At 34.7% G+C, this 24262-nt stretch carries 27 protein-coding genes and 1 pseudogene; 19 read left to right on the top strand and 9 right to left on the bottom strand.

Annotation, left to right across the window (positions count from 1 at the left end; all coding sequences use genetic code 11):
- The first annotated feature begins 61 nt into the window (after positions 1 to 61).
- The 8 genes from ACKI3H_RS07700 (at position 62) to ACKI3H_RS07665 (ending at position 9521) form a co-directional block, all read left to right on the top strand.
- Positions 62 to 736 (top strand): response regulator transcription factor, encoded by a 675-nt coding sequence (locus ACKI3H_RS07700; protein ID WP_407371696.1) that lies wholly within the window; start codon positions 62 to 64, stop codon positions 734 to 736.
- Positions 733 to 1986 carry a sensor histidine kinase gene (locus ACKI3H_RS07695; protein ID WP_407371695.1) on the top strand — a complete coding sequence of 418 codons (1254 nt, stop codon included), beginning with the start codon at positions 733 to 735 and terminating at the stop codon, positions 1984 to 1986. The genes ACKI3H_RS07700 and ACKI3H_RS07695 overlap by 4 nt, the downstream gene beginning before the upstream one ends.
- A 209-nt stretch (positions 1987 to 2195) precedes the next feature.
- Positions 2196 to 3575, top strand: a complete 1380-nt coding sequence (locus tag ACKI3H_RS07690; protein ID WP_407371694.1) for a glycoside hydrolase family 1 protein — start codon at positions 2196 to 2198, stop codon at positions 3573 to 3575.
- Between the two features lie 294 nt (positions 3576 to 3869).
- On the top strand, positions 3870 to 4619 hold the full coding sequence (locus ACKI3H_RS07685) for a polyphosphate polymerase domain-containing protein (protein WP_407371693.1): 750 nt from the start codon (positions 3870 to 3872) through the stop codon (positions 4617 to 4619).
- Positions 4616 to 5299, top strand: a complete 684-nt coding sequence (locus tag ACKI3H_RS07680) for a DUF4956 domain-containing protein (protein ID WP_407371692.1) — start codon at positions 4616 to 4618, stop codon at positions 5297 to 5299. The genes ACKI3H_RS07685 and ACKI3H_RS07680 overlap by 4 nt, the downstream gene beginning before the upstream one ends.
- Complete coding sequence (locus ACKI3H_RS07675) at positions 5299 to 7212, top strand: carbohydrate-binding domain-containing protein (RefSeq protein WP_407371691.1); 1914 nt, start codon at positions 5299 to 5301, stop codon at positions 7210 to 7212. Before ACKI3H_RS07680 ends, ACKI3H_RS07675 begins: the two co-directional genes overlap by 1 nt.
- A gap of 471 nt (positions 7213 to 7683) precedes the next feature.
- On the top strand, positions 7684 to 8346 hold the full coding sequence (locus tag ACKI3H_RS07670) for a deoxynucleoside kinase (RefSeq protein ID WP_407371690.1): 663 nt from the start codon (positions 7684 to 7686) through the stop codon (positions 8344 to 8346).
- Complete coding sequence (locus ACKI3H_RS07665; RefSeq protein WP_407371689.1) at positions 8343 to 9521, top strand: NupC/NupG family nucleoside CNT transporter; 1179 nt, start codon at positions 8343 to 8345, stop codon at positions 9519 to 9521. The genes ACKI3H_RS07670 and ACKI3H_RS07665 overlap by 4 nt, the downstream gene beginning before the upstream one ends.
- Positions 9522 to 9577: 56 nt before the next feature.
- Here ACKI3H_RS07665 and ACKI3H_RS07660 read toward each other — a convergent pair.
- Positions 9578 to 9754 (bottom strand): annotated as a pseudogene (locus tag ACKI3H_RS07660) (type I methionyl aminopeptidase); the annotation flags it as partial.
- A 47-nt stretch (positions 9755 to 9801) separates the two neighbouring features.
- Complete coding sequence (locus tag ACKI3H_RS07655) at positions 9802 to 10185, bottom strand: MerR family transcriptional regulator (protein WP_407371688.1); 384 nt, start codon at positions 10183 to 10185, stop codon at positions 9802 to 9804.
- Positions 10186 to 10403: 218 nt separating this feature from the next.
- Between ACKI3H_RS07655 and ACKI3H_RS07650 the strand changes: the two genes are divergently transcribed.
- From ACKI3H_RS07650 to ACKI3H_RS07630, 5 genes are all read left to right on the top strand, one after another.
- Positions 10404 to 11255 carry an aldo/keto reductase gene (locus tag ACKI3H_RS07650; RefSeq protein WP_407371687.1) on the top strand — a complete coding sequence of 284 codons (852 nt, stop codon included), beginning with the start codon at positions 10404 to 10406 and terminating at the stop codon, positions 11253 to 11255.
- 529 nt (positions 11256 to 11784) lie between these two features.
- Positions 11785 to 12105 carry a hypothetical protein gene (locus ACKI3H_RS07645; RefSeq protein WP_407371686.1) on the top strand — a complete coding sequence of 107 codons (321 nt, stop codon included), beginning with the start codon at positions 11785 to 11787 and terminating at the stop codon, positions 12103 to 12105.
- 282 nt (positions 12106 to 12387) lie between these two features.
- Positions 12388 to 12762 carry a hypothetical protein gene (locus tag ACKI3H_RS07640; RefSeq protein ID WP_407371685.1) on the top strand — a complete coding sequence of 125 codons (375 nt, stop codon included), beginning with the start codon at positions 12388 to 12390 and terminating at the stop codon, positions 12760 to 12762.
- Between the two features lie 115 nt (positions 12763 to 12877).
- Positions 12878 to 13075: a hypothetical protein gene (locus tag ACKI3H_RS07635; RefSeq protein ID WP_407371684.1), complete on the top strand. Its 198-nt coding sequence runs from the start codon at positions 12878 to 12880 to the stop codon at positions 13073 to 13075.
- 176 nt (positions 13076 to 13251) lie between these two features.
- The gene (locus ACKI3H_RS07630) at positions 13252 to 13662 is read left to right on the top strand and encodes a cupin domain-containing protein (protein ID WP_407371683.1); all 411 of its coding nucleotides are present in this window, start codon (positions 13252 to 13254) and stop codon (positions 13660 to 13662) included.
- 123 nt (positions 13663 to 13785) lie between these two features.
- On the opposite strand, the gene ACKI3H_RS07625 is transcribed toward ACKI3H_RS07630, so the two are convergent.
- From ACKI3H_RS07625 to ACKI3H_RS07610, 4 genes are all read right to left on the bottom strand, one after another.
- Complete coding sequence (locus ACKI3H_RS07625) at positions 13786 to 14079, bottom strand: hypothetical protein (RefSeq protein WP_407371682.1); 294 nt, start codon at positions 14077 to 14079, stop codon at positions 13786 to 13788.
- Between the two features lie 308 nt (positions 14080 to 14387).
- A complete protein-coding gene (locus ACKI3H_RS07620; RefSeq protein WP_407371681.1) occupies positions 14388 to 14996 on the bottom strand; it encodes an alpha/beta hydrolase in 609 nt (202 codons plus the stop codon).
- Positions 14997 to 15035: 39 nt separating this feature from the next.
- Positions 15036 to 16028, bottom strand: a complete 993-nt coding sequence (locus tag ACKI3H_RS07615) for a ring-cleaving dioxygenase (protein ID WP_407371680.1) — start codon at positions 16026 to 16028, stop codon at positions 15036 to 15038.
- Between the two features lie 42 nt (positions 16029 to 16070).
- Positions 16071 to 17006 (bottom strand): ring-cleaving dioxygenase, encoded by a 936-nt coding sequence (locus ACKI3H_RS07610; RefSeq protein WP_407371679.1) that lies wholly within the window; start codon positions 17004 to 17006, stop codon positions 16071 to 16073.
- Positions 17007 to 17378: 372 nt separating this feature from the next.
- On the opposite strand from ACKI3H_RS07610, the gene ACKI3H_RS07605 reads away from it, so the two are divergent.
- Positions 17379 to 18029: an NADPH-dependent FMN reductase gene (locus ACKI3H_RS07605; RefSeq protein WP_407371678.1), complete on the top strand. Its 651-nt coding sequence runs from the start codon at positions 17379 to 17381 to the stop codon at positions 18027 to 18029.
- 321 nt (positions 18030 to 18350) lie between these two features.
- On the opposite strand, the gene ACKI3H_RS07600 is transcribed toward ACKI3H_RS07605, so the two are convergent.
- A complete protein-coding gene (locus ACKI3H_RS07600) occupies positions 18351 to 18656 on the bottom strand; it encodes a hypothetical protein (RefSeq protein ID WP_407371677.1) in 306 nt (101 codons plus the stop codon).
- 440 nt (positions 18657 to 19096) lie between these two features.
- Here ACKI3H_RS07600 and ACKI3H_RS07595 point away from each other — a divergent pair, with 440 nt between their 5' ends.
- The 3 genes from ACKI3H_RS07595 (at position 19097) to ACKI3H_RS07585 (ending at position 21138) form a co-directional block, all read left to right on the top strand.
- Positions 19097 to 19873: a DUF2785 domain-containing protein gene (locus ACKI3H_RS07595; RefSeq protein ID WP_407371676.1), complete on the top strand. Its 777-nt coding sequence runs from the start codon at positions 19097 to 19099 to the stop codon at positions 19871 to 19873.
- A gap of 147 nt (positions 19874 to 20020) precedes the next feature.
- A complete protein-coding gene (locus ACKI3H_RS07590) occupies positions 20021 to 20641 on the top strand; it encodes a histidine phosphatase family protein (protein ID WP_407371675.1) in 621 nt (206 codons plus the stop codon).
- Between the two features lie 38 nt (positions 20642 to 20679).
- Complete coding sequence (locus tag ACKI3H_RS07585; protein ID WP_407371674.1) at positions 20680 to 21138, top strand: NUDIX hydrolase; 459 nt, start codon at positions 20680 to 20682, stop codon at positions 21136 to 21138.
- Positions 21139 to 21153: 15 nt separating this feature from the next.
- On the opposite strand, the gene ACKI3H_RS07580 is transcribed toward ACKI3H_RS07585, so the two are convergent.
- Positions 21154 to 21588: a GNAT family N-acetyltransferase gene (locus ACKI3H_RS07580; protein WP_407371673.1), complete on the bottom strand. Its 435-nt coding sequence runs from the start codon at positions 21586 to 21588 to the stop codon at positions 21154 to 21156.
- Positions 21589 to 21700: 112 nt separating this feature from the next.
- On the opposite strand from ACKI3H_RS07580, the gene ACKI3H_RS07575 reads away from it, so the two are divergent.
- Positions 21701 to 22315, top strand: coding sequence for an HAD-IA family hydrolase (locus tag ACKI3H_RS07575; RefSeq protein WP_407371672.1), 615 nt, complete (start codon positions 21701 to 21703; stop codon positions 22313 to 22315).
- 113 nt (positions 22316 to 22428) lie between these two features.
- Complete coding sequence (locus tag ACKI3H_RS07570) at positions 22429 to 23313, top strand: SDR family oxidoreductase (protein WP_407371671.1); 885 nt, start codon at positions 22429 to 22431, stop codon at positions 23311 to 23313.
- Positions 23314 to 23408: 95 nt separating this feature from the next.
- Here ACKI3H_RS07570 and ACKI3H_RS07565 read toward each other — a convergent pair whose 3' ends face one another.
- Positions 23409 to 24239, bottom strand: a complete 831-nt coding sequence (locus ACKI3H_RS07565) for a hypothetical protein (RefSeq protein ID WP_407371670.1) — start codon at positions 24237 to 24239, stop codon at positions 23409 to 23411.
- Positions 24240 to 24262 lie beyond the last annotated feature (23 nt).

Raw genomic sequence — 24262 nt, 5'->3', positions numbered from 1 at the left:
TGCACATCTTAATCGAGTGGCCTATGCTAATCAAAAGAAGTTTTTGAGGAGGTTTTGTGACATGCGCCTTTTGTTGGCAGAAGATGAACAGGATTTGGCTCGTGCCATTCAAGTGATTTTAGAAAACCAAGGATATACTGTGGATAGTGTTCATGATGGAGAAGACGCTTATGAATATGCTTCCTTAGCTGAATACGATGGGCTTATTCTTGATATTATGATGCCTAAACGCTCTGGGCTAGAAGTTCTAGAAAAGTTGCGAAAAGAAGGCAAAGAAACGCCTATTTTGCTTTTGACAGCAAAATCAGCTATCGAGGATCGTATCAACGGACTGGATCTTGGAGCAGATGATTATTTGACGAAACCATTTGCAATGGGAGAGTTATTAGCACGTGTACGTGCTATGACACGCCGAAAAACAGTTTTACAAGCGAATAATTTATCATTTGAAGATTTAGTATTGAACAAAGATAGTATGCGTATCAGTAATGGTCAAAACGAAATAAAATTATCAAACAAAGAATGTCAAATTTTGCAATTACTAATGGAAAATCCGAAACAAATTTTTTCAGCCGACCAAATGATCGAACGTATCTGGGGTTGGGATGCGGATATCGAAATGAACAGTATCTGGGTACATTTAAGTAATTTGCGAAAAAAATTAGCGGAACTAGAAGTTCATGTCAAAATAGTTGCTACTCGTGGTGTGGGGTATTCGCTGGAGGTTATTAAATGATTGAGAAGCTAAGAAAGAAATTTATACTGGTTACTATGAGCACTGTTTTTGTGGTAATGTCTGTCGTATTAATTTCATTGAACGCCACAAATTACTTCCACGCAGCAGAAAGAGCAGATGAAATTTTGAGTATTTTAACTGAAAATGGCGGAGAATTTCCAGATGAGGAATTCACAGAACAAGAACCGGGAATTGAACCAAGAATCTTACCGCCAAATCAAGCGGTGTCGGCAGAGACCCCTTTTGAAACTCGTTATTTTACTGCTGTTGCCAATTCCAATCGACAAGTCATTCAAATCGATACAACACGAATACGGTCGGTCAATTCTGAAACAGGAAGGATTTATTCAGAGGATATCTTATCTTCAGATGATACAAAAGGATACGTGGATGTTTTTCGGTATAGAGTTGTAGAGCAAGAGGATGGAACTTTTTTGCTGCTGTTTGTTGACAGCCAACGGGAGCTGCAGACGGTGAGAACCTTCTTTCAAAATTCATTATCCATTGGGTTCATCAGTTTAGCACTCATTTTTTTGTTGGTAGTTTATTTTTCAAAAAAAATTGTGAAACCTGTTCAAGAAAGTATTGATCGCCAAAAGCAATTTATTACCGATATGGGTCATGAGATAAAAACGCCATTGGCTATTATTTCAGCTAATAATGATGTGCAGCAAATGCTTAACGGAGAGAATGAATGGACAGAAAGTACTGGAAAACAGATTCGTCGTTTAAATGGTTTGATGGAAAGTATGATTCAACTCACACAAATGGAAGAGGAGTCCTATAAACCTAAGATTGAACCGGTTAATTTTTCGAAAATCTTGCGCGAAACATGTGAACCTTATGTTCTTATTGGTGAGCAAAAAAAGGTTGCTATTGCTCTAGATATTCAACCAGATTTATTTATTCAAGCAGAAGTGGAGTCGATTCATAAGTTGTGTTCGCTATTAATGGATAATGCAAATAAATATGTCCGAGAACCGGGAACCATTCAAGTACATTTAAGTAGCCAACAAAGCAATAAAATCAAATTGCTCATTTCTAATACGGTTAACGAAATGCCCCAAAAATTTGATCGATTATTTGACCGTTTTTACAGAGAAGATCAAGCAAGAAAACACACGGCTGGAGGTTATGGCATCGGGTTGTCTTTGGCAGCTGCCATAGTAGAAAATTACCACGGACAAATTAGAGCCATCTCAATAGATGATGAAACCATTGCTTTTGAAGTTGTATTGCCAATAAAATAAAAATAGCTGGACAAGTCACTGATATAAATCAGAAAACTTGTCTTTTCTTTGTCCAGTTTAGGTATCTTTATTTCATCATTTTTGTCAAAAAGAAAAAATTCACATGATTCGTAGTATAATATATTCCGGTCTTTACATAAAAATAAAACTTTGCTAGAGTATGAATATAAACCGATTACATTTTAATTCAAAGACGAGGAGACTAGACGATGACTAAATTTTTTTGGGGTAATTCAGTATCAAGCATGCAAACTGAAGGAGGATGGGATGAGGGTGGAAAGAGCCCGTCTGTTTACGATGTAAGAGAAGCGACGGAAGATACAAGTGATTGGAAATTTGCGAATGATAATTATCATCATTTTGAACAAGATCTAGATTACATCAAAGACTTAGGCATGAATATGTATCGGTTCCAGATTTCTTGGTCACGAGTGATTAAAAACGGTAACGGTGAATTGAATGAAGAAGGCATTGCTTATTATGATCGATTCATTGAGGGATTGCTTGAAAGAGGTATCGAGCCGATGATCTGTCTATATCATTTTGACATGCCCTTGCATTTAGCAGAAGAATATAATGGGCTAGTTTCAAAAGAAGTACTGAATGCCTTCGTCAGATATGGAAAAGAAATGGTCGATCGTTATGCGGATAAAGTGAAGTACTGGATTGTATTTAATGAGCAGAATCTCTACCATGTCCCAGAAGCATTTAGAATCAGTGGATATTTACAGGGAGAAAAGACGACAAATGAGTTATATCAAATTTTACACAATGTCATGGTGGCACATGCTGAAATTGCCAATTATCTTCACGAAACAACAGATGCTCAGATTGGTGGAATGCTAGCTTATAGTGAAGTTTATCCAGCAACTTGCAAGCCTGGAGATATTCTAGCAGCTAGAAAATGGGATGAATTTGTAAACTATACGTTACTTGACGCTTATACAAAAGGAACGTATTCAAAAGAAATGATGCAGTTTGTGAAGAACAACGAAATTGATATGAACATATTATCTGGAGAATTAGAAACAATTCAAAATCAGAAGAATGATTTTATCAGTTTTAGTTATTATGCTTCGTCAACCATCAGCGCTGAAAAGATTCCAGCGGGAACAGTTCCAAATGAGTATATGCATTACGGGAGATTAGACAATCCACATTTAGATACTACAGAATGGAACTGGCAGATTGATCCACTTGGATTCCGAGATGTGTTAAACAAATTATATCAACGCTATCAGGTACCTGTCTTTCCAATTGAAAATGGTATTGGAGTGAAAGAAGAGTGGGATGGATCGAATCTAATAGAAGATGACTATCGCATCGACTATCATAAGAAACATTTATTAGCCATGTATGACGCTATGTACATCGATGGAGTAGAAGTAATGGGCTATCTTGGATGGGGCTTGATTGATATTTTGAGTTCACAAGGAGATATGCGTAAACGTTATGGATTAGTTTATGTGAACCGCGATAACCATAATTTGAAAGACATGAAGAGAGTTCCGAAGAAAAGTTACGAATGGTTCAAAGAAGTCATTAAAACAGATGGAAAGTGTCTGACTGAAGGCCTTGACAGAACCTGATAGAAGAAGCATCAGAGTTAGGAAAACATGTTGAAAACGGGTTTGAAACAATAAAAAGTATCAGCCCTAAATTTAATAAAGAATGGCCCAATTTTCTTTAAAAAAATTGGGCCATTCTTTTTTTTATGTCATCGATTCAGTGTTTTTTTAGATAGTTGCCATGAAGAGCAGACGAACTTCTTTAGTTGCCTTAGCGTTTCCTCTGACATAAAGAGTTGCTTCTAAATTTTAAACTTAAGGTTCAATTAAGGTTCAAGTTTTATATTGTATCCATCGAGCAAGGAGGTAAGGAATATGGCTAATTATCAAAGTGTTTTTGAACGAAAGGAAACAAAGTACTTAATTACTTATGAGCAATGGAACAAATTACTCATAGAACTTAGACCGTATATGGAACTGGACCAATACGGCAAACATTTGATCACAAATATTTACTATGATACTCCGAGTTGGTATTTGATACGTCACTCAATGAGTAAACCGCTCTACAAAGAAAAAGTTCGATTGCGCAGTTATGGTGTTCCAACAAAAAAAGATTCAGTCTATGTGGAGATTAAGAAAAAATTTGATGGGATTGTCTACAAAAGAAGAACAAAGATGCAATTGAAACATGCGGAAAGATTTCTAACACATCAAAATGAGCTTGAATTTGTCAGCGATAATCAAAAAGTACGTGAATTTGAGTCTGTCCTTTCTTTTTATCCCGACTTAGAGCCAGCTATGTATTTGTCTTATAAAAGACTAGCTTACTGTGGAAAGTCGGATAACGATATCCGAATCACTTTTGATCAAGAAATTTTATACCGAACAGAGGATCTTTCATTATCATCTGGATCGTATGGCGAAGCAATTTTACCGAAAAATCACTTGTTGATGGAAATAAAAATTTGTGAAGCAATGCCTGTATGGCTCGCCCGTATTTTATCTAACCAACAAGTTTATCCAACCAAATTTTCAAAATATGCTAATGGGTATCAAAATTATTTAAAGAAACAAAAAGAACCAACAATAGAAGTAAACGAAAGAGAGGTTTTTAGTGCATGAGTGAATTGTTTAATAGTTTATATATGGAAAGTACGTCTGCGTTTTCAATTTCAAGTTTTATTTTTTGTACACTAGCAAGTTTGATTTTAGGTGGGTTTATTTCATGGACCTATATGCACCAAAATCAATATTCTAAAGGATTTGTAGGCACGTTATTTTTATTGCCGGCCATGGTGCAAATGGTCATTATGTTGGTTAATGGGAACGTTGGAGCCGGAGTTGCTGTGATGGGAGCATTCAGTCTAGTGCGATTCCGCTCAGTTCCGGGATCGGCTAAGGAAATCAGCAGTATTTTTCTAGCCATGGCTATCGGTTTAGCAACTGGTATGGGCTATATAGGAGTTGCCGTAGTATTTGCTTTGGTTATTTGTGGTGTGATGGTCATATTGAATCTTTCCAACTTCGGCGAAATGGGTGAACAGGTCCGTATGTTAAAAATCACTATTCCCGAAAACCTAGATTATAGTACGATCTTTGATGATGTTTTCGAACAATACCTATCTAGTTATCAAATGCTGAGAGTGAAAACGACCAACATGGGTAGTCTGTTTCGTCTTGAATACACCATTGAGTTGAAAGATCCAATGCAAGAAAAACAACTGATTGATGCCTTGCGTTGTAGGAATGGAAACTTAGAAATTATTTGTGGCCGCTCGTTATCTGGAAAGGAAGAATTATAATGAAAAAAAAGATGAAACATACGAAAATTACCCCATTTCTAACTCTAGCTGTTTTAGTAATGCTGGCGGGATGCCAAGCGACTTCTTCTGATACTGCCCAAAGCGCAGAATCCACTGTAATTGCTGATTCTGGCACTTCGGAAAGTACAGTGGACTATGACTTAGAATTCAGCTCAGATGATCTTGAAGTCGGGTATGACGAGTCTGATTCAACTACTATTCAATTAGCTGATGCCCAAAGCACGAGCAGCGGAGATGGAGCAACGGTTGATGGTAATGTCGTTACTATTACAGCAGGAGGAACCTATTTAATCAGTGGGACTCTCTCAGATGGTCAGATCAAAGTGACGGCTCCTGATACTGAAGAAGTTCATTTAATTTTGAATGGAGTAGAGATTACCTCTTCAAGCAGTGCGCCGCTGCTTATTGAAGAAGCAGAGAAAGTTTTTGTGACTTTAGCAGAAGGTTCAGAAAATACACTGACGGATAAAGCTGGAAGTACAGCATCTATCGGAACAGGTGATGATGCAACAACTATTGATGGAACAATCTTTAGTAAGGCTGATTTGACAGTGAACGGATCTGGAAACTTAACAGTAAATGGAAATACAAATCATGGTATTGTATCAAAAGATGATTTGGTTATCGTAAGCGGAACGTATCAAATTACTGCAGCTGGACAAGGTCTGTCAGGAAAAGATGCAGTCAAAATTAAAGACGGAACATTCACGTTGAATACAGGTGCTGATGGTATCCAATCTGACAACGATCAAGAAGAAGGCAGAGGATTTGTTTATATTGCAGGTGGAGATTTCGTGATGGATGCAGATCAAGACGGTATTCAAGCTGAAACACTGCTTCAAATTGATGGCGGGACTTTTGACATTACAGCAGGCGGAGGAAGTGCCAATGCAGTAGCGAAAACATCGGAAGGTATGGGAATGGACTTCTTTAATCAAACTGCAGAAACAGAAACAGAAACAGAGGAAAATTTGGATACGGACGATACTAGTTCGACAAGTACAAAAGGGTTAAAAGCAACTGGCGAGTTGATAATCAATGATGGAACGATCACTATTAATGCGGCTGATGATACAGTTCATACTGATGGCAACTTGACACTCTCAGGTGGGACATTAACATTAGCTTCTGGCGATGATGGCTTACATGCGAACAATGATTTGCAATTAAACGGTTCAACTGTTGCGATTACAGAAAGTTATGAAGGTATTGAAGGCAAGACGATCACAATCAATGACGGGGAGATAACGGTTTTAGCTAGTGATGATGGGGTAAATGCATCTAGCGGTACTTCCACAACTAGCGAACAAGCTGGTCCCGGTGAAACAGCTGGTAGTAGTGAAAATGCATTAATTATTTCTGGTGGTACATTGACAGTGAATAGCAGCGGTGATGGATTAGATTCAAATGGAACAATTGAAATTTCTGGAGGATTAACGACAGTTAGTGGACCAGAAAATGACGGAAACGGAACAATTGATTCAAATGGGGATACTATTATTACTGGAGGAACATTAATGGCTGCTGGTAGTTCAGGTATGGCTGTAACTTTTTCAGGAAGTTCTAGTCAAGCAAGTGTATTGTACGGATTCGAAAACACTTATGAAGCAGAGAGTGAAATTGAATTAAGAGATGCAGATGGTACTGTTCTTTTGTCATGGACAGCAGACAAAAGTTTCACTTCTGTGCAGTTTAGTTCAGCTGATTTAGCAGTAGATGAAACCTATACCTTATCCGTTAATGATGAAACGTTTGAGGTCCCAATTGAATCAGTTGCAACCACAGTGGGAACTACAACTGGGCAAATGGAAGGCGGCATGCAACAGCCTGGTAATGGCGATATACAAAAACCAAGTGAAGGAGAACCGGGTAGTATGCCAGAGTTCAATTAAATAATAGAAGTAGGTGGAAAAATAGACAAATCATGTGGGATAATCCAGTGATTTGTCTATTTTTCTTTTTTTGAAAAACTAAGTTAAAAATCAATTAGACTTCCTAATATTCATAGCTAAATATGATACAATAGGTTGTCTTTCTAGTCTTAAAGAATAGCAGTTAAATAAAAAACATAAATTTAGCAATAACACAACATGCTGTGTTTTTTTTATTTAAAATAGCATATGTTGTGTTTTTCTGTTGAAAAAATTGGAAAATAGTAGTATTATAACTAAGGTGCTGCTTGATGAGGTTATGGCTATTTATAAAATAAGTAGCTTTAAATGAATAGAAGATTATTCTGAATTTATTTAGCAAATCAATTTCAGATAAAGCAACAAAGAAAATCAAGATAACAATGTTTAACTAAATAGAAAAAGGGTAGCTCAATGGGCTACTCTTTTTCCTTGAAATAAGGAGAGGGGTAGATGGCGATTTTAGTAATTGGTGGAATGATTGGAGCAGGAAAAACAAGTGTGGCTGAACTTTTGGGAGGGTCTTTGGGTACTGAGGTCTTTTATGAAAATATAGAGGACAACGAAATCTTGCCTTTATTTTATACAGCAAGCGAAGAGGAGCAAAGAGTAAAACGTTACCCGTTCTTATTGCAATTGGAGTTTTTGAATAGTCGGTTTAAAAGCATTAAAGAAGCGCTACATAACCAAAACAATGTTTTAGATCGATCAATTTATGAGGACTGGTATTTTGCGAAAGTAAACACTAAACTAGGGCGTATTTCAGAAACGGAATTCAGTATATATGAAAAATTGCTTAATAATATGATGGAAGAATTACAAGAATTGCCAAAAAAATCGCCTGATTTAATGATTTATTTGCAAGGGTCTTTTGAAACTATACTTTACCGAATCGGTTTGCGTGGCAGAGACTTTGAGCAGGATCAAGGGTTGCTGGACTATTATAGAGCCCTTTGGGAAGGCTATGACAATTGGGTTGCCAAATATTATGACGCCTCTGAGGTATTGATTATCAACATAGACAAAATTGATGTAGTCAATAACCCAGCAGATGCCTATACGGTCGTAACAATGGTTAAAGATAAATTAGCAGAGATGGAGATAGGAAATAAATGAATAAATTGATTACGATTTTAGGAATTATTGTTATGTTGGGGATTGTTTTTCTCTTATCAGATAATAAAAAAGCTATTAATAAAAGAACAGTCTTTACTGCTTTAGGAGCACAAATTGTTTTGTCATTATTCTTAATTAAAGTTCCTATTGGTAGTTGGATCATTGAACAATTAGCAAGCGGTGTAACAAAGCTGTTTAGTTTTGCTAATGAAGGGCTAACTTTTGTGTTTGGAGATCTATTTGGACAAGGGTATTTCTTTATTGATGTACTGGGAGTCATTATTTTCTTATCGGGCTTAACAGGTATCCTAGGTTATTTAGGTGTAGTTGGTTGGGTAGTGAAAATTATAGGAGGAGCTGTAGGTAAACTACTAGGTACAGAGAAAGCAGAGTCGTTTGTAGCGGTGGCAAATATGTTCTTAGGTCAAACAGAATCTCCTTTCTTAGTAGCCAAATACCTGCCAAATATGACGAAATCAGAGTTGATGACGGTTTTGGTTTCAGGAATGGGCTCAATGTCAGCTTCTATTTTAGTAGGGTATAATTTGCTAGGAATTCCTATGAAATGGTTGCTGATCACAACTGCTTTGGTGCCATTTGGGTCAATGCTAGTGGCTAAAATTTTGACACCCGAAACAGAAGTCAGCCAAGTGTCAGACGTAACATTAGACCGTAAAGGATCTAATACGTCAATTTTTTCTGCAATGTCTGAAGGAATCAATAATGGTTTACAAATGGTTCTAGGTATCGGTGCTAGTTTGATTGCTGTAATCTCAATTGTGGCATTATTAAACAGTATTTTAGGTTTAATAGGAACGAGCTTTACAGAGGCTTTAGGCTATGTTTTTCTGCCAATTGGTTGGTTGATGGGGTTAAATGGTTCTGAAGCAATGATAGCTGGGCAAATTTTAGGTACAAAAATGTCTATTAATGAATTTGTCGCTTATGCTGATTTAGCGCCTATGATGGCTGAGCTATCGGATAGAGCAGTAGCTATGTTATCCATTGCTGTAGGTAGTTTTGGAGCATTTGCTAGTATTGCGATTTGTGTAACAGGATTATCAGTATTTGCACCAACTAGAAAAAATGATTTATCTAAACTTGCACTTAGAGGAATGTTAGGCGGATTTATTGTACCTATCTTATCTGCTATGTTTGTTGGACTGTTTCTATAAAAAAAATAAAATGACTCCTAAAAGTTGGTTGAACTTTTGGGGGTCATTTTATTTTATTAATCATTTTGAGAAGTTAAAATACATGGACCATCTTTCGTAATCGCTAGTATATATTCAAATTGGCAGCTTAAGTCCCTAGCTTTTGTTTTGGTAGTCCAGTTGTTGTCATCTATTTTTGATTTCCTTGTTCCTGTATTCACCATAGGTTTAATAGTAATGACCATCTCTCTTTTATTAAGGTTAAAGCATATTTTACTAACCAATAGACTGAGTTTACTATCTAAACCGATTTGTTAGCATCAACAGTTTCAACCGCCTTTTGATAATAGGAGATCTTATGGTTGATTTTATCTAAATTTTTTTGAAATGAAACCAGCTTGTCTTCCACTGTTTTTTTGTGTTCTTCGAACATATGGAGACGAATTTCCAGTGTGGAGTCGCCTTCCATGGACCACTCAATAAAGTTTCGGATTTCTTTGACAGACATACCGGTACCTTTTAAGCAGCTGATCAGGTCCAAAAAGGACAGGTCACTGTCACTAAAGCTTCTAACACCGGCAGCGGTCCTTTCGACAAAAGGCAGTAAACCCTGTTTATCATAATACCGTAAAGTATATTTTGAAAATCCGGTTATTTCAGAAACTTGGCCAATAGTATAATGCACTGCAAGTCCTCCTAGTCTATATTAAAAAATAATAATAGAAATAAAATAAAAGATTCACCAAATTTGTTGAATCGATAACTTATTATAGCTTTCATTTGACTTAGAGTATAGTCTAAGGTCTATTATAAATAATAGGTAAGGAAATTCTATCTATCAAAAGAAAAATGAATGGAATAACCAGCCCGTGATAACAATAAAACAAGCAAAGGATGATTAAAGTGAAAAAGCTGTCAGATACATTTACGTTAACAAACGGTTATGAAATTCCCGTTTTAGGTTATGGAACATGGCAAGTAACGAATCCTGAAGAGTGTGTCGAGGGTGTAATAAATGCTGTTAAATCAGGATACCGGCACATTGATACAGCTCAAATGTATGGAAATGAAGAATACGTTGGAGAAGGTATCCGTCAAAGCGGTATTCCGCGTGAAGAACTTTTTATCACTACCAAAATCAATAATATCAATCATGGTTACGATGCTGTCCGCAAGTCAACTGATGAATCCTTGGAAAAGTTAGGGTTGGAATATCTTGATTTGGTCCTTATTCATTGGCCGGTAGTTAAAAGTGCTAACGGAGACTGGCAACAAGACGATATCGATACTTGGCGAGCTCTTGAAGATTTGTATGAAGAAGGCAAATTAAAAGCAATCGGAATCAGCAATTTTGCAGTGAAACATCTAGAAAATATTGTTGATAATTGCCGGATTGTACCAATGGTCAATCAAATTAAGCTGTTCCCTGGTGTTTTACAAGAAGATACCGTTGCGTTGAGCCGTAAACACAATATGGTAATTGAAGCTTATTCTCCGCTTGCGCCTATTAAAGAATTGTCAGAAGATGAGAAAGTTCAAGCTATGTGTGAGAAATACGGTAAAAGTGTTGCGCAACTGTTACTGAGATTCAGCCTGCAGCATGAATTTCTGCCATTGACAAAATCGGTACATGAAGACCGAATCAAAGAAAATGCCGATATCTTCGACTTTGAAATTTCTGCAGAAGATATGTCCTATTTAGACAGCCTTTCATTTGAACACTTCAGTAAACCTGAAGACGACAAAGCAAGATAGAGGGCTGAAATTGTTCAGCTGTAAAAAAAAGATTGTTCTCTGATTGAAGCTATGCTGAAAATAAAATAAGTTTTACTAACAACCAGATAAGCAATAGTAAGGTATGCTTTAGAAGATTCGGGACTAAACGCTTTACGTCCCACACTCACTCTACTGAAAAAAACACATGAATTATTGTGTATTATACGTACGGAGTTACAAGAAATCATGTTTCTTACTAAAAAAGGGATCACTTGTTCAAAAAGACAGTGGATCCCTTTTTTATTTCTATTCTTTTTGTATAAAATTTGTGATCTATTCACGCATAGCTGTTAATACAAGTTTAAAGTGTTTCCCGAATCCGTTAATGAGTCTTCTAACTGGGGGGGAACTTCTCAATAAACTTCTCTATGTACGATTCCATCTTCCATCAATAGTATCTTTGCTTATATTTTTAAAGACGCTAGGAGTGATTGAGCTTCTAATATAAAGATTGGTAATTTAATGATAGAGTATAATTGAAAAAACGTGAGTAAGGGAGAGTGTGCAATTGAAAATTAATCTGGTCATTTTTCTAACAGCTACAAAAGGACAAAAAGAAAGCAATCGTATTGAAATAGTAACGAAACCAGTTGAATCAACTTTTCGTCCAGTTAAAGGAGATATAATTGATGACCCTGGATTTGATCCAAGATTTCATAATGGCTATGAAGTTGTAAAAGTTACTGTAAATTATGTTACCAATGAATGTTATGTATCTTTGCATCCACTTGCGTTGGAAATAGAGGAAATTAGTATTGATGACTATCTAAAAAAACTTGTAGCAAATAAATGGCATATTTCTTCAAAAGAAGAAATAATAGCCGAGTAATCAGAAGCTATTCAAAGAATGAGGGAGAAAGAAGCTGATTAAAGCAGATATTTACTCTCATTTTGTCTATAAAAAGCTTACATTTAAGTGTAATTAACTAAAAGCCCTAGATTTATATCAAAAATCGGGATTTTTTTAACTTCTAAGATACAGCAAATCAACACCTTAATTTATTAAAGCAAAGATAAGAATGCGCTTCCCACTGTGGTATAATAAAATAAAATATAATTTCGTATTGGTTTAGTCCTTTAACAACTAACTAGAATAAAAGGAGCGTTTAATATGAGTGATCGCGATAAGCAAAATAAGTATAATCAACACAGTAATATTTCAAGTTCTTTATATGCTAGAGTAAATGTTGGGCAAGATGCCGATAAAAATTCGCTAGATAGTGCTGAGCCTGTACACACAGGTGGGAGTATGAACAACGATGATGAAAGAGTGAGCGATAATAGTACATTTACTCATACTTTATTATTTTACATTATTGGGTTAGTAACGTCTGTTATCATAGGATTTGGTATGTTTAAGTTATTTCAAGATTATTTTTATGGTGAAGGATTAAACCAAGCGTTACCATCATTTTTTCTGATTGCTGGCTCTCTTTTAATTGGTTTTATTATCTCATCAGCTATTCTCAAAAGAATAAAAGTTTAGTTAATAATCGGACATGTTTTTGACAAGACAATAAACTGAAGAGGAGATTATTTTATGAGGAAAATACCATTGCTCATTTATGTCTCACTTAATTTTTGTGTTAACTGGTTGTTCAGTGATATCCCAAGATAAGGCTGAACAGTTTATTATAAGAGAGTACAGCAATCATTTAGGTGAAGCTACGATTATTTCTGCAAAAGAAATAGATAACGAGTACTTAATTGAATGGGAAAATAAGAACGATAAATATAGAGCTACAAGTATGGTTTCAGCAGATAGAGAAATAATAATAATAGAAGCGGAAATTGGATAGCGGTAGCTAGATTCTTAGTGCTAGCGTGTTAATTAATAACATGAAAGATGGATTTATAGTTTAGTTTAAAGAGTTTAAAGATGACTTTTTAATTTGAAAGCGCTACAATAAACGTGGAATACTGTGTATAGAAGTAGATAATTACTAGTAACTAAATCAAAAGGAGGGAAATAGTAATGGAGTTTAGAGATCATGGCAAAAAGCCTTATATGTTTGACATTGAAGAGGCAACTCTCCAAAATAATAATTTTCGTACCACGATTTGGACAGGTGAAAAACTACAACTTACGGTGATGTCCATTAAGGAAAATGAGGAAGCTGGATTAGAAGTTCATGAAGGCATTGATCAGTTCATACGTATTGTAGAAGGACAGGGTGTATGTAAAATAGGTGAAACCAAAGACAATTTAAACTTTGAAAGAGCTATTACCAAGAATGATGCTGTAATAGTACCTGAAAATATGTGGCACAACATCATCAACACAGGCGGCAAACCTTTAAAACTTTATACATTATACTCTACACCAGAGCACAAAGAAGGAACAATTCATATTTCGCGCGAAGATGCACCGCCACATATTGAGTAAGAGTAGATAATTTCGATAAAAATATAGTGAAAAAATAGATTAGATGCTGCAATCAACTGCGCACCTAATCTATTTTTTTATAACTATGTTAAAAGAAGTGCGGATTAAGTTAAGACAACAAAATTAATTTCGCCCAATAAACCCTTTATTGGCTAATACGTTAGCAGCATGTTTATCTGCCGGTACATAACCTTTTTCAATTAAGTCGTTGATGTACAATCTGTTGTAGATAAAAGCAAAAATTAGGCTGGAAAAGTCCAATGAAAAGGCAGCGCAAACGAGTTGAATAGAGAACCATTTAAAATCTCCACGAAAGAGAGCAGGCATAAATGCAAAAAATAAGGTAGTCCATGAAAAACCAATTTTTATGTGCTTAATTTGATGAGTATGCGGATGAGTTAAAGATATTTTCATCATTAATCACGTTCCTTTCATTTATTATAAAGTATAACATATGTCTAAAAGGAACATGGCTAAACAGAACTTAGAGTAACTTTTTGAATTGTTCAAAAAAAGAATACTATCTCCAAATTTGTCTTGTTCGCTTAATTTTTCAAACCATTCCTCGGCTTGAGGTAACTAATTTTTTTAAGCGTCTTAAGGTTAATTTGTAGCCTCGTTAAACAAAGGTAATAATAATTATAAAAATAATAAGCCTTAAACGAAGTAAATCATTCGTTTAAAGCTTATTTTATTCAGGTTAAATTTACTTTAGTCAGTATTTTTTAAGCGTACGTTAGTTGGTACCATTTAGCTGCAGCAGCAACTTCACTATACGTTAATTGATGTTGATTGCTTTCCCAGTGAATTTCAACTTTAGCATGTGCTTTTTCCAGTGTAGCATACAATTCTTCTGATTCTTTTGAAGGACAAATCGGATCGTTTGTTCCAGCACTGATAAAGACAGACTTGCTTGATAAATCTGGTAAAGATATGCCTCTTCTAGGAACCATCGGGTGGTGCAAGATAGCTCCAGACAATGCATCAGCATAATGAAAGAGAAGACTAGCAGCAATGTTTGCTCCATTGGAATACCCTATAGCTAAAATATTTGTGCGGTCAAATTCATATTGACTAGCAGCTTCATCAAGAAATGCATTTAATTCTTTTGTACGGAAAATCAAATCTTCTTCATCAAAGATCCCTTCAGCAAGTCGGCGGAAAAAGCGCGGCATACCATTTTCTGAAACATTTCCTCGTACACTTAAAACATTTGCATCTGAATCGATTTCTGCTGCAAGAGGAAGCAGGTCACGCTCAGTGCCTCCAGTTCCATGTAGTAGAAGTAAAGTCGGTTTCGTTTGGTCTTTCCCTTTAATAAATAAATGTTTCATACTATTTCTCCTTTATTATTCTATTCTCTAATAGGTCACTTAATCTAAATACTCTTTTTCAAATACTTTTGTGCTGCGTACAGTATCAATAGGACGTACCAATGATTCAATACGACTACGGTCATTTCTAAAAGCTGGTGGTAAAGCAAGTGTTTCACCTAAAGTCTCAATGGATTCTTCATCATCAATGAAACCTGGTTCATCTGTAGCTAGTTCAAATAAAATACCAGGATAGATATTTGTATACGTAGATTCAAAATAGAAACGATCGACATATCCTGAATTTGGCAACCCAAAACTCTGCATCCGTTCCGTCCAATAGTCAAGATTCTCACGGTTTTTTGCACGGAAAGCAACATGATGTACGCTGCCGTATCCCTGTCTTCCACGTGGCAAAATCGTATTTACTTCAACAATGATTTGGGCGCCGTTACCTCCAAATTCTCCAACTTCAAATTGGTGGTAGTCCCCCTCAACTGCAATTTCTTTGAATAAAAGAACTTTTTCAAGAACTTGCTTCATGTAATCAAAATTTGAAACTCTAAAGAAAATAGGACCTAAACCAGTAATGGCAAATTCGTCAGGTACAGGACCTTTATGCCAAGGTTTTCCAGAAACCACTCCAGTATCTTTTTCATCTGAAATCAATTGGTATTGTTGTTCATCAAAATCTTCAAATTGTAAAGTCTTGACCCCAAACATTTCTTTGATTTCTCCATGTTTAACAGCATATTTGTTAAATCGTTTAACCCAATAATCTAACGTCGCATCACTTGGTACACGAAAAGAAGTTCTTGAAATGTCATCCGTTCCTTTTAATCCTTTTGAAACATTTGGAAAATCAAAGAAGGTCATATCTGTTCCTGGACTACCACTTTCATCAGCAAAGAATAGGTGATAAGTGTGAATATCATCTTGATTAATGGTTTTTTTAACCAAGCGAAGACCTAAGACATTTGTATAAAAGGTATAGATTTTTTCAGCGCTACTTGTTATTGCGGTTACGTGGTGAATTCCTGCAAATTCGTTCATACATTATTCCTCCAATTAGTTGATTTAATTTTAAAATATCGTTTAATCCAATTCTCTGACTTCAATTGGAATCAGGTTAGTTGTTAATTTTTCTCGTGCACTTTCATATTGAGTTGGTAGTTTTAAGCTTTGTCCCATTGTCTCATAAGATTCATCATGTGCAAAACCAGGAGTATCGGTCGCTATTTCAAATAAAATATCGCCATGTTCTCTAAAATAAATAGCGTTAAAATAGTTGCGGTCTTTTATTTCTGTTACACCGTACCCTTTGTTATAAACATAGTCTTGCCAATCAACGTGATCGGCTTCATCTTTTGCGCGCCACGCAATATGGTGGACAGTTCCAACGCCCATTATCCCTTGAGCAAGTTCACTTTGTTTAACATCGATAATATTTCCAATTTCTCCATAAGCTTTCAACCGAATAAGATCGTCTTCTTCAGCTATTTTTTCCAAACCCATCGTTTCTTGAAGTGTTTCAATTGTTGAACTTGGATCAGTTGAGTACAATATTGCTCCGCCAAACCCTTTTATTGCTACATCAGGGGTTACTTCTCCAAAAGTCCAATTGTTTAGTTGACCATTTTCACGTTCAACTAATTCCAGTTGTAAACCATGGTAGTCTTCAAATTGTAAATAGGTTTCACCAAAACGACTTGCTTTTTTGTAATGGATTGTAAATTTATTTAATCTATTTTCCCAATAAGATAAGGAACCAACTGGAATAGCATAAGTGGTCACACCAACTTGACCTGCGCCGATTTTTCCCTGTGCAGCTCCAGACCAAGGGAAGAAAGTAATAATAGTACCAGGTTTTCCTCCATCATCTCCAAAATAGAGATGATATGTACCTGGATCATCAAAATTGACCGTTTTTTTAATAAGTCGCAAACCTAAAATACCAGCATAAAAATCAATATTTTCTTGAGGATGCCCAACGATAGCTGTAATGTGGTGAATACCTGCTGTTTTTTTCATATCAATCGCTCCTTATAGGTTTAATAGTTAAACTAAAGATTTTAAATGTTACCTGTAATTAAAAAATTCAAATAAATTTGGTTTAATTTAATCACGAATTAATATATTACTAATTCGAGGTAATTGTAATACGTTTATTTTATTTTGTCAAATAGAGTAAACTAAAATTTTTTAACTGTCTATTGTAAGAGAAACCTTAATTTAGAGGCAAATAAAAATAAATTCACTTATTTTTAGTAAAAACCTCTAATTAATAATAAATAGACTTGTAATATTTTTTTGTCTATGGCATACTAGTAAATGTACTTACGAAATGTAAGTGTTAATTGATGGGTGACCTTCAATTAAATGATCTGTAATGGAGGAAACACATTGACTAACAAATCGGTATTTAGTCGAATGAGCGAAGCTTTATTCGGGAAGAATGAACAAACAACAAAAATAGAAGAAAAGAGGAATAAAATTATGAAAATCGGTATTATCTCAGGAAGCGTACGTGTAGGAAGAAACTCAGCAGCAGTAACAGAATGGATCCACGAATTTGCAGTAAACAGAAATGATGAGGGTGTCGAATATGAAATGGTTGCTTTAGCAGATTACGATCTGCCATTATTGGGAGCTGAACTATCTGAAGCCCGCCAAGCATCAGCAGGCGCAGCGATTCAAGCATGGTCAGAAAAAATGGCTTCATTTGATGGATATGTCTTTATCACTCCAGAATACAATCATGCAGTTGGTGGAGCATTGAAAAATGCTTTAGATTTCTTAAAAGTAGAAGTTGCGAATAAAACAGCAGCACTAGTTGGATATGGTAGTTTAGGTGGAGCACGTGCTCACGAAAACATGCGTGTGATTTTAGGGGAACTAAGTGTAGCTTCTGTACACACAACAACAAACTTCTCTCTAATGACTGATTTTGAAAACATGAGTATTTTCAAACCAAATGACTATAATAAAGTGAATGCACAAGGCATGTTTGATGACTTATTGTTATGGACTAAAGCTCTTAACACAATTAGATAAGAATAAAAACAAAAAACTATCAACCACCAGAAGAAATTTGGTGGTTGATAGTTTTTTTGTTCTTTTCTATTAAAAATTAAAAATGTCACTTTATACGTTATTCAGTAAAGAACCTAAAGAATGGCTATCAAGAGAGTGTTGTGTTACTTTTTGATTAGTCCAAAAATCGTCTTTTATGTATCGAGGAATGATATGTGTATGAAATTGAGTTCCTTCCATCATAGAATGACCATTATTTTTTATTGAGGTAACACCTAAAACTTCATCCTCAATAAATATCAATGATGTTAAAGGCTTTAACGATATATGTTATTGTGGTATTTATTGAAAGTAGATAAGAAAGCTCACAATAATTAATAGAGTTAAAATAGCTAACGTAATTATAGAGTGACTACTTAAAGAACCAATAGCTTGTTTTTCTGCTTTATAATGAGGATTAACTCTTTTAATATTGTAGTCAGTATTTGTGCTCATAAAACTTCCACTGGGGAGATTAAACAAGAATAAAATAATATAAAAAATGCCCGACAGTAAACTTATAGGAACATCCCAAATAAGGTTTATTAGAAAGGCTATAAAAATTGGAATAATACTTAGTAAAACTAAATTCATTAGCTTCTTTTTCAATATAATACCTCCATATAAATAAACACAATAAGTCTTCGTTCGATTAACTCAGAACAGTTTTTCATTTGAGTTGATGCAACAAGACTTAATTCAGTTAACTCAGAACAGTTTTTCGTTTGAGTTGATGCAACAAGACTTAATTCGATTAACTCAGATCAGTTTTTTCGTTTGAGTTGATGCAACAAGCTTTAGTTCTACTAAAAAAAATAAAAAATCCAGTTAAACTGGTCAAAGCTAAATAATCATACCATTAATAACCCATTAAAAATAATGGAGAAACTAATTCTGTTAAAAATTAGAAAAACATTGTTCTTTTAAGATAAGATTAATATACTAAAGTCATTAGAATGTTATGTTTTTAATTTAATCATTCTTTAATTTTAACTTATTTTATTTCTATTAGATATAAAAAGTCAAGGAATAGTTTAAGGAGTAAAAAAATGCTAATTAAAAAACTAGAAGAAAAAAATTATAGCGATAGCGAATGGCTTTTAAAAGAAATGCTTCTAAATATAGGCAATACTGACTCTTATATTAGAGATAAATTGATCTATAATGCTTTTATAGAAATGATTACTAAAGATTATTTAACCAATGATCAATTAAAAAATTTATTTAATCAATTACTATCTAATCAGTATTTATTGTATGGAATCGGATCTAAGAATAGTGATTCGGTTTATAAACGTTCATTTTCGGCACTTGCTCTAAGTATTTTAGTAAATAAAGACAAAGAACAGCAGTTCCTTGAAAAGAATCAGATTTCTTTTTTAATAAATAAGACTTGTTTTTATCTTATTAGTGAACAGGATAAGCGTGGTTTTACTGAAGAGAAAGGCTGGGCACACTCGATTGCACATTGCGCTGATTTATTAGACGAGATCATTACTCACCCATTATTTGAACAAAGCATGTATGAAAAAGTGGTAGAAGCACTAGTTTTCTGTGTAAATAGTCCTTTTGTTTATGAAGATGATGAAATAGAAAGACTTTCAACTCCTTCTGCTGCTTTGATTAATCGTTATGGAAACTCTCAGGAATTTATCGACAGAATAGAGAGTTTAATTAATCATTTTTTATCAAAGAAAACCTATAGTCATTTAGATACTCGAGTGGTTAGTAACGTTCGTAATTACTTAAGGGCTATGTATTTTAAAGTTGATTTAGAAGAACATAAACAACTATTGGTAGGCTGTTTAAAGCAAATAAGTACATAATAGAATAGAGTTGCAATTTTTATCTATTTTACATATTAGGTAATTTGGTATTCATTTTTCTTCTTAAACTATCTTCTGAAAAATATGGAAGAAGAAAATTCGAAAGAAAAAAGGTGTTCATCTATTTAGTGTATAGGAGGAATAGAAATGGGAAATATTTATTTTGTTCGGCACGCTGAGTCAGATACTAGAGTTCATGATGAGGTTTCAAGACCATTAACGGAAAAAGGCATACAAGATAGCGCGTTAGTTTCCAACTACTTAGAAGATAAAAATATTCAATACATCTACTCTAGTCCCTATGCTAGAGCAGTTGATACAGTTAAAGACTTATCCGAAAGGCTTGCTATTGATGTGACGTGTATTGATGGCTTTAGAGAACGTGGTATTTCTAGTTGGGTTGAGGACTTTACTACTTTTAGTCAACGACAATGGAATGATTTTGACTATAGATTATCTGACGGAGAATGTCTAAGAGAAGTTCAATTAAGAAATGTGAAGGCATTAATGGAACTTGTACAGTTACATCCGGAAGCAAATTATGTTATTGGGAGTCATGGAACTGCTCTAAGTACAATTATCAATCATTTTAATCCTCGTTTTAGATTCGAAGACTTTTCAAAAATAAAAAAGTTAATGCCTTGGATCGTAAAAATGTCTTTCAAAAATAAGATTTCTATAAAAATAGAGTCCATTGATGTGTTTAAGAATAATGAAATCACAACTATCAGTTTGAGCGAACCTATGTTGATGAACCATGTTAAATGAATTTGTACTCATAAAAAGTAGTATTGAGGAGGTGCTGAGTGGATTATATATCTTGGATTAGAAGTTATACTGGCAATCAAGAGATTATCTTAAATTTTTCAGGTGGAATCATAACAAATCAAAAAAAAGAAATTTTGCTACAATTAAGAAGCGATAAAAAATTGTGGAGCTTACCTGGTGGTGCTGTTGAAAAGGGCGAGACAGTTGAACAGGCTGCAGTCAGAGAAGTGCTAGAAGAAACAGGTTTGCATGTAAAAGTTGTATCGTTGCTAGGTATTTATTCCAATTACTTTGATTCATATCCTAACGGAGATAAAGCTCAAACCATTACAACAATGTTTATTTTTAAACTAGTTGAAGGCAATCTTTCTATTGAGAATAGTGAAACGTTAGATTTAGAATTTTTTTCTAAAACTAATCTACCAGAAATAGCCAACCAACAGCACAAAGACGCCATAAAAGACTATTTTTCTGGAGAATTGGGTTTTTATCGTTAGTTCAAATAGACGCTGCTAGATAATCTTCAGGAATCTTTTTTGATTTTTATCACTAATATAGCCAATAGACTCGTAAAACTTATGAGCTCCGGTTCTAGTTTCTCCAGAATTTAAGCGTACACCAACTAAATCACGTTCACTAGCTGCTTGTTCGATTTTTTGCATTAATTGTTTTCCAATACCTTTTTTCTGATAAGTTTGATTAACTGCCAAAGCCAATACGTTTAGCATAGGTTCTGAATAGAGCGTTTCATACAATTCTGCATGCACATATCCCACAACTAATTCTTCCTCTTCAGCAATGTAAAAAATATGATGGTTAGGGTTAAGGAGTAAATTTTTCATCTGCTTTTTAGTCATTTCTATGGAAATGTCATACCCTAGAGACTCCGCATTCATTAAGTTGATTGCTTCAGTATCAGTTAGTTGCATATCTCGAACTCGAATCATAATTGTCCTCTTTTCATAAAGAATAATAATATTATTTTATCATAACGATTATAATTATAAATATTCTTATTAATATTTTTAAGAAAAATTATTTATTGGAGGAAAATTAAAGATGTTTAAACACATAATTTGGGATTTTGACGGAACTCTTTTTGATACGTATCCAGTGATGGCAAAAATTTTTAAAGATTTACTGGAAAAAGAGGGAATAGAAGAGCCATTAGATGAAATCATACAACACATGCAAGTATCTATGTCATTTGCTTTAGTATATTATGAGAAAAAGTATGCAATAAGCAGGGATATTATTGAGAGATTTAAAATGCTACGGAAAACTAAAGGAATTGAATTAGCTAAACCGTTTGAGGATATTGAAGATATCTGTAAATATATCTATTCAACGAATAGGAAAAATTATTTGTACACTCATAGAGGAAAATCTGCATTAGTATTGTTAAAAAAATATGGATTATATGATTATTTTTCTGATTTTATTACGTTTGATCAAGGATTTGAAAGAAAACCAAACCCTAACGCATTAAACTTTCTGATAAAGGAACACGCTATTCATCTTGACGAGGCATTAATGATTGGAGATCGAGAAATAGATTTGTTAGCTGCAAAAAATGCTGGAATCAGTGCTTGTTATTTTAACGAGAAAAAAAGAAAAAATGAATATGCTGATTACACAATTAATCACTTTCAGCAATTGTATTCTGTTCTTTAGTTTTTTAATATAAGTTTTAAGGAAGAATGCGTATTACTGGAAAACGGTTTCCCTATACCGTTATACTTCTTAATAAGTTAACCAATCTATTAAACTTTTAGGAGGAATAGTATATGGTCCAAGAAACGTATTTGATTACAGGTGCAGGAACAGGATTTGGAAAAGGTATTGCTTTGGGTTTGGCGGAACAAGGAAAAAAAGTTATTGCCGGAGTCGAAACAATGTCTGAAGTATCCGCATTGTTAAATGAAGCAGAAGAAAAGAAAGTTGAGATACAAGTTGAGAAATTGGATGTAACCAATCCAGCAGATAGAGAAAGAGCGTGGACTTGGGATGTTGATGTCCTTTTAAATAACGCTGGAATTTCAGAAGGTGGATCACTGGTAGATATACCAGAAGAACAATTGCGCCGTCAATTTGAAGTAAATGTATTTGGACCAATGTTATTGACTCAAAAAATAGCTAAGACAATGGCAAAGAAACAACGAGGAAAAATTGTTTTTATGTCTTCTGTTTCAGGATTAATGGCAGACCCAATATCAGGCCCTTATGGCGGATCAAAATTCACATTAGAAGCCTTTGCGGAATCATTAAGTAAAGAACTTCAAGAATTTAATGTGCAAGTGGCAACTATCAATCCGGGACCATTCTTGACGGGATTCAATGATCGAGAATTCGAAGCATGGAGAACTTGGAGAGATGATCCAGAAGAGCGTCTATTTGATTATGAGCAATTAGCATTTCCTTATGAACAATTTGATCCCGAAGAAGTTATCAAAGAATCCATTAAAGTACTAACTGGAGAAACAAATGACTATCGAAATGTTATTCCTAAAGCAATGGGATCTATGGTTCAAAAGAGACAAAAAGAACTATGGGATAAAAAGACCGATGAAAATCTAGGAGAAAGACATGAAATGGTCCAAAAATCAATAGATATTGAACCGGCTACAACACCAACAAAAGGGATTGTAAATAAGATAAAAGATAAACTTTAAGATTGAAAAAAGAATTGCCTCTTGGTGGCAATTCTTTTTTTGTTTATTATCCTACTGTGAATGATTCTTTGTTTGGTAAAAATAATGGTTTGAACTTATGATTGATTCATCGAAACCACCATTTCTAAAGCATCTAATGGGACTCTAGTAGTTTTCAGTTGGTAGATGATGTTATTCTTTTGCCAACGAATATCTACGTTAACTTCTTCTCCACCTTGCGGGTATTGTATGTAAACGATACCTTGATCCTTAGGAGCTGGAAGATAATGGTCTTCTAAATAAGCTACTATTTTTGTTGCTATTCCAGAATTCTCCATTTGATCTTCGCTGACAGAACGGATAGAAAACAACCAGTTTCCTTCGTGCCAACTAAATTGCTGAGTCCCGGCAGCGCCTTCTCCATACCCGGTAATCCCATAGCCTAAATTGGAGCTGCCTTCCTCGCGGGGTTCTACTGATTTTCCATTTAAGAAAGTACCCAACTCTTCACTTGCTGAAGCCGGATTTTCATAAATCGTTCCGGTTACCTCAGCTAATTCTCCTTGGACATCTATATAACTAACGGTATAGTTATCCCCTTCATTTGTTATTATATCGGCTGTAACCGAAGAGGGTTCAGTGGTTGGAAAAGTTGTTGGTAATAAGACAAGCTCTGGAATCATTTCAAGTTCAGAAGATACATCTATAGGTTCGTTTGAAGGCGTTTCTTGACTTTCTTGATTAGTAGAAGAGCTAGCTGTTTCTTCACTACTTGTTTCGGAAATGGCTGAACTGCCTTCGCTGCTAGTAGTGTCCGTACTTTCTACATCTTCTGATTCCATAGTAGATGATGACGTTTCAGTTGGATCACTATTGTTGGAACATCCTATCAATACTATTCCACATAATCCCATTATTAAAAATTTGGGAATCATCTTTTTTTTCATATAAAGTCCTCCTTTAGTTGGTT

Source organism: Carnobacterium sp. (genome assembly GCF_045617425.1).
GTDB lineage: Bacteria > Bacillota > Bacilli > Lactobacillales > Carnobacteriaceae > Carnobacterium_B.
The sequence above is the reverse complement of the archived record's forward strand: the minus strand, read 5'-3'. Positions and strand labels throughout refer to the sequence as shown.

What these genes read in the sequence shown, in the direction of transcription:
- ACKI3H_RS07625 (WP_407371682.1), bottom strand. Translation starts at nt 14,079, where the DNA reads ATGATGAAAATATCTTTAACTCATCCGCATACTCATCAAATTAAGCAC.
- ACKI3H_RS07580 (WP_407371673.1), bottom strand. Translation starts at nt 21,588, where the DNA reads ATGATTCGAGTTCGAGATATGCAACTAACTGATACTGAAGCAATCAAC.
- ACKI3H_RS07670 (WP_407371690.1), top strand. Translation starts at nt 7,684, where the DNA reads ATGGCGATTTTAGTAATTGGTGGAATGATTGGAGCAGGAAAAACAAGT.
- ACKI3H_RS07640 (WP_407371685.1), top strand. Translation starts at nt 12,388, where the DNA reads ATGAGTGATCGCGATAAGCAAAATAAGTATAATCAACACAGTAATATT.
- ACKI3H_RS07620 (WP_407371681.1), bottom strand. Translation starts at nt 14,996, where the DNA reads ATGAAACATTTATTTATTAAAGGGAAAGACCAAACGAAACCGACTTTA.
- ACKI3H_RS07695 (WP_407371695.1), top strand. Translation starts at nt 733, where the DNA reads ATGATTGAGAAGCTAAGAAAGAAATTTATACTGGTTACTATGAGCACT.
- ACKI3H_RS07685 (WP_407371693.1), top strand. Translation starts at nt 3,870, where the DNA reads ATGGCTAATTATCAAAGTGTTTTTGAACGAAAGGAAACAAAGTACTTA.
- ACKI3H_RS07590 (WP_407371675.1), top strand. Translation starts at nt 20,021, where the DNA reads ATGGGAAATATTTATTTTGTTCGGCACGCTGAGTCAGATACTAGAGTT.
- ACKI3H_RS07595 (WP_407371676.1), top strand. Translation starts at nt 19,097, where the DNA reads ATGCTAATTAAAAAACTAGAAGAAAAAAATTATAGCGATAGCGAATGG.
- ACKI3H_RS07610 (WP_407371679.1), bottom strand. Translation starts at nt 17,006, where the DNA reads ATGAAAAAAACAGCAGGTATTCACCACATTACAGCTATCGTTGGGCAT.
- ACKI3H_RS07680 (WP_407371692.1), top strand. Translation starts at nt 4,616, where the DNA reads ATGAGTGAATTGTTTAATAGTTTATATATGGAAAGTACGTCTGCGTTT.
- ACKI3H_RS07615 (WP_407371680.1), bottom strand. Translation starts at nt 16,028, where the DNA reads ATGAACGAATTTGCAGGAATTCACCACGTAACCGCAATAACAAGTAGC.
- ACKI3H_RS07690 (WP_407371694.1), top strand. Translation starts at nt 2,196, where the DNA reads ATGACTAAATTTTTTTGGGGTAATTCAGTATCAAGCATGCAAACTGAA.
- ACKI3H_RS07570 (WP_407371671.1), top strand. Translation starts at nt 22,429, where the DNA reads ATGGTCCAAGAAACGTATTTGATTACAGGTGCAGGAACAGGATTTGGA.
- ACKI3H_RS07575 (WP_407371672.1), top strand. Translation starts at nt 21,701, where the DNA reads ATGTTTAAACACATAATTTGGGATTTTGACGGAACTCTTTTTGATACG.
- ACKI3H_RS07565 (WP_407371670.1), bottom strand. Translation starts at nt 24,239, where the DNA reads ATGAAAAAAAAGATGATTCCCAAATTTTTAATAATGGGATTATGTGGA.
- ACKI3H_RS07665 (WP_407371689.1), top strand. Translation starts at nt 8,343, where the DNA reads ATGAATAAATTGATTACGATTTTAGGAATTATTGTTATGTTGGGGATT.
- ACKI3H_RS07630 (WP_407371683.1), top strand. Translation starts at nt 13,252, where the DNA reads ATGGAGTTTAGAGATCATGGCAAAAAGCCTTATATGTTTGACATTGAA.
- ACKI3H_RS07700 (WP_407371696.1), top strand. Translation starts at nt 62, where the DNA reads ATGCGCCTTTTGTTGGCAGAAGATGAACAGGATTTGGCTCGTGCCATT.
- ACKI3H_RS07675 (WP_407371691.1), top strand. Translation starts at nt 5,299, where the DNA reads ATGAAAAAAAAGATGAAACATACGAAAATTACCCCATTTCTAACTCTA.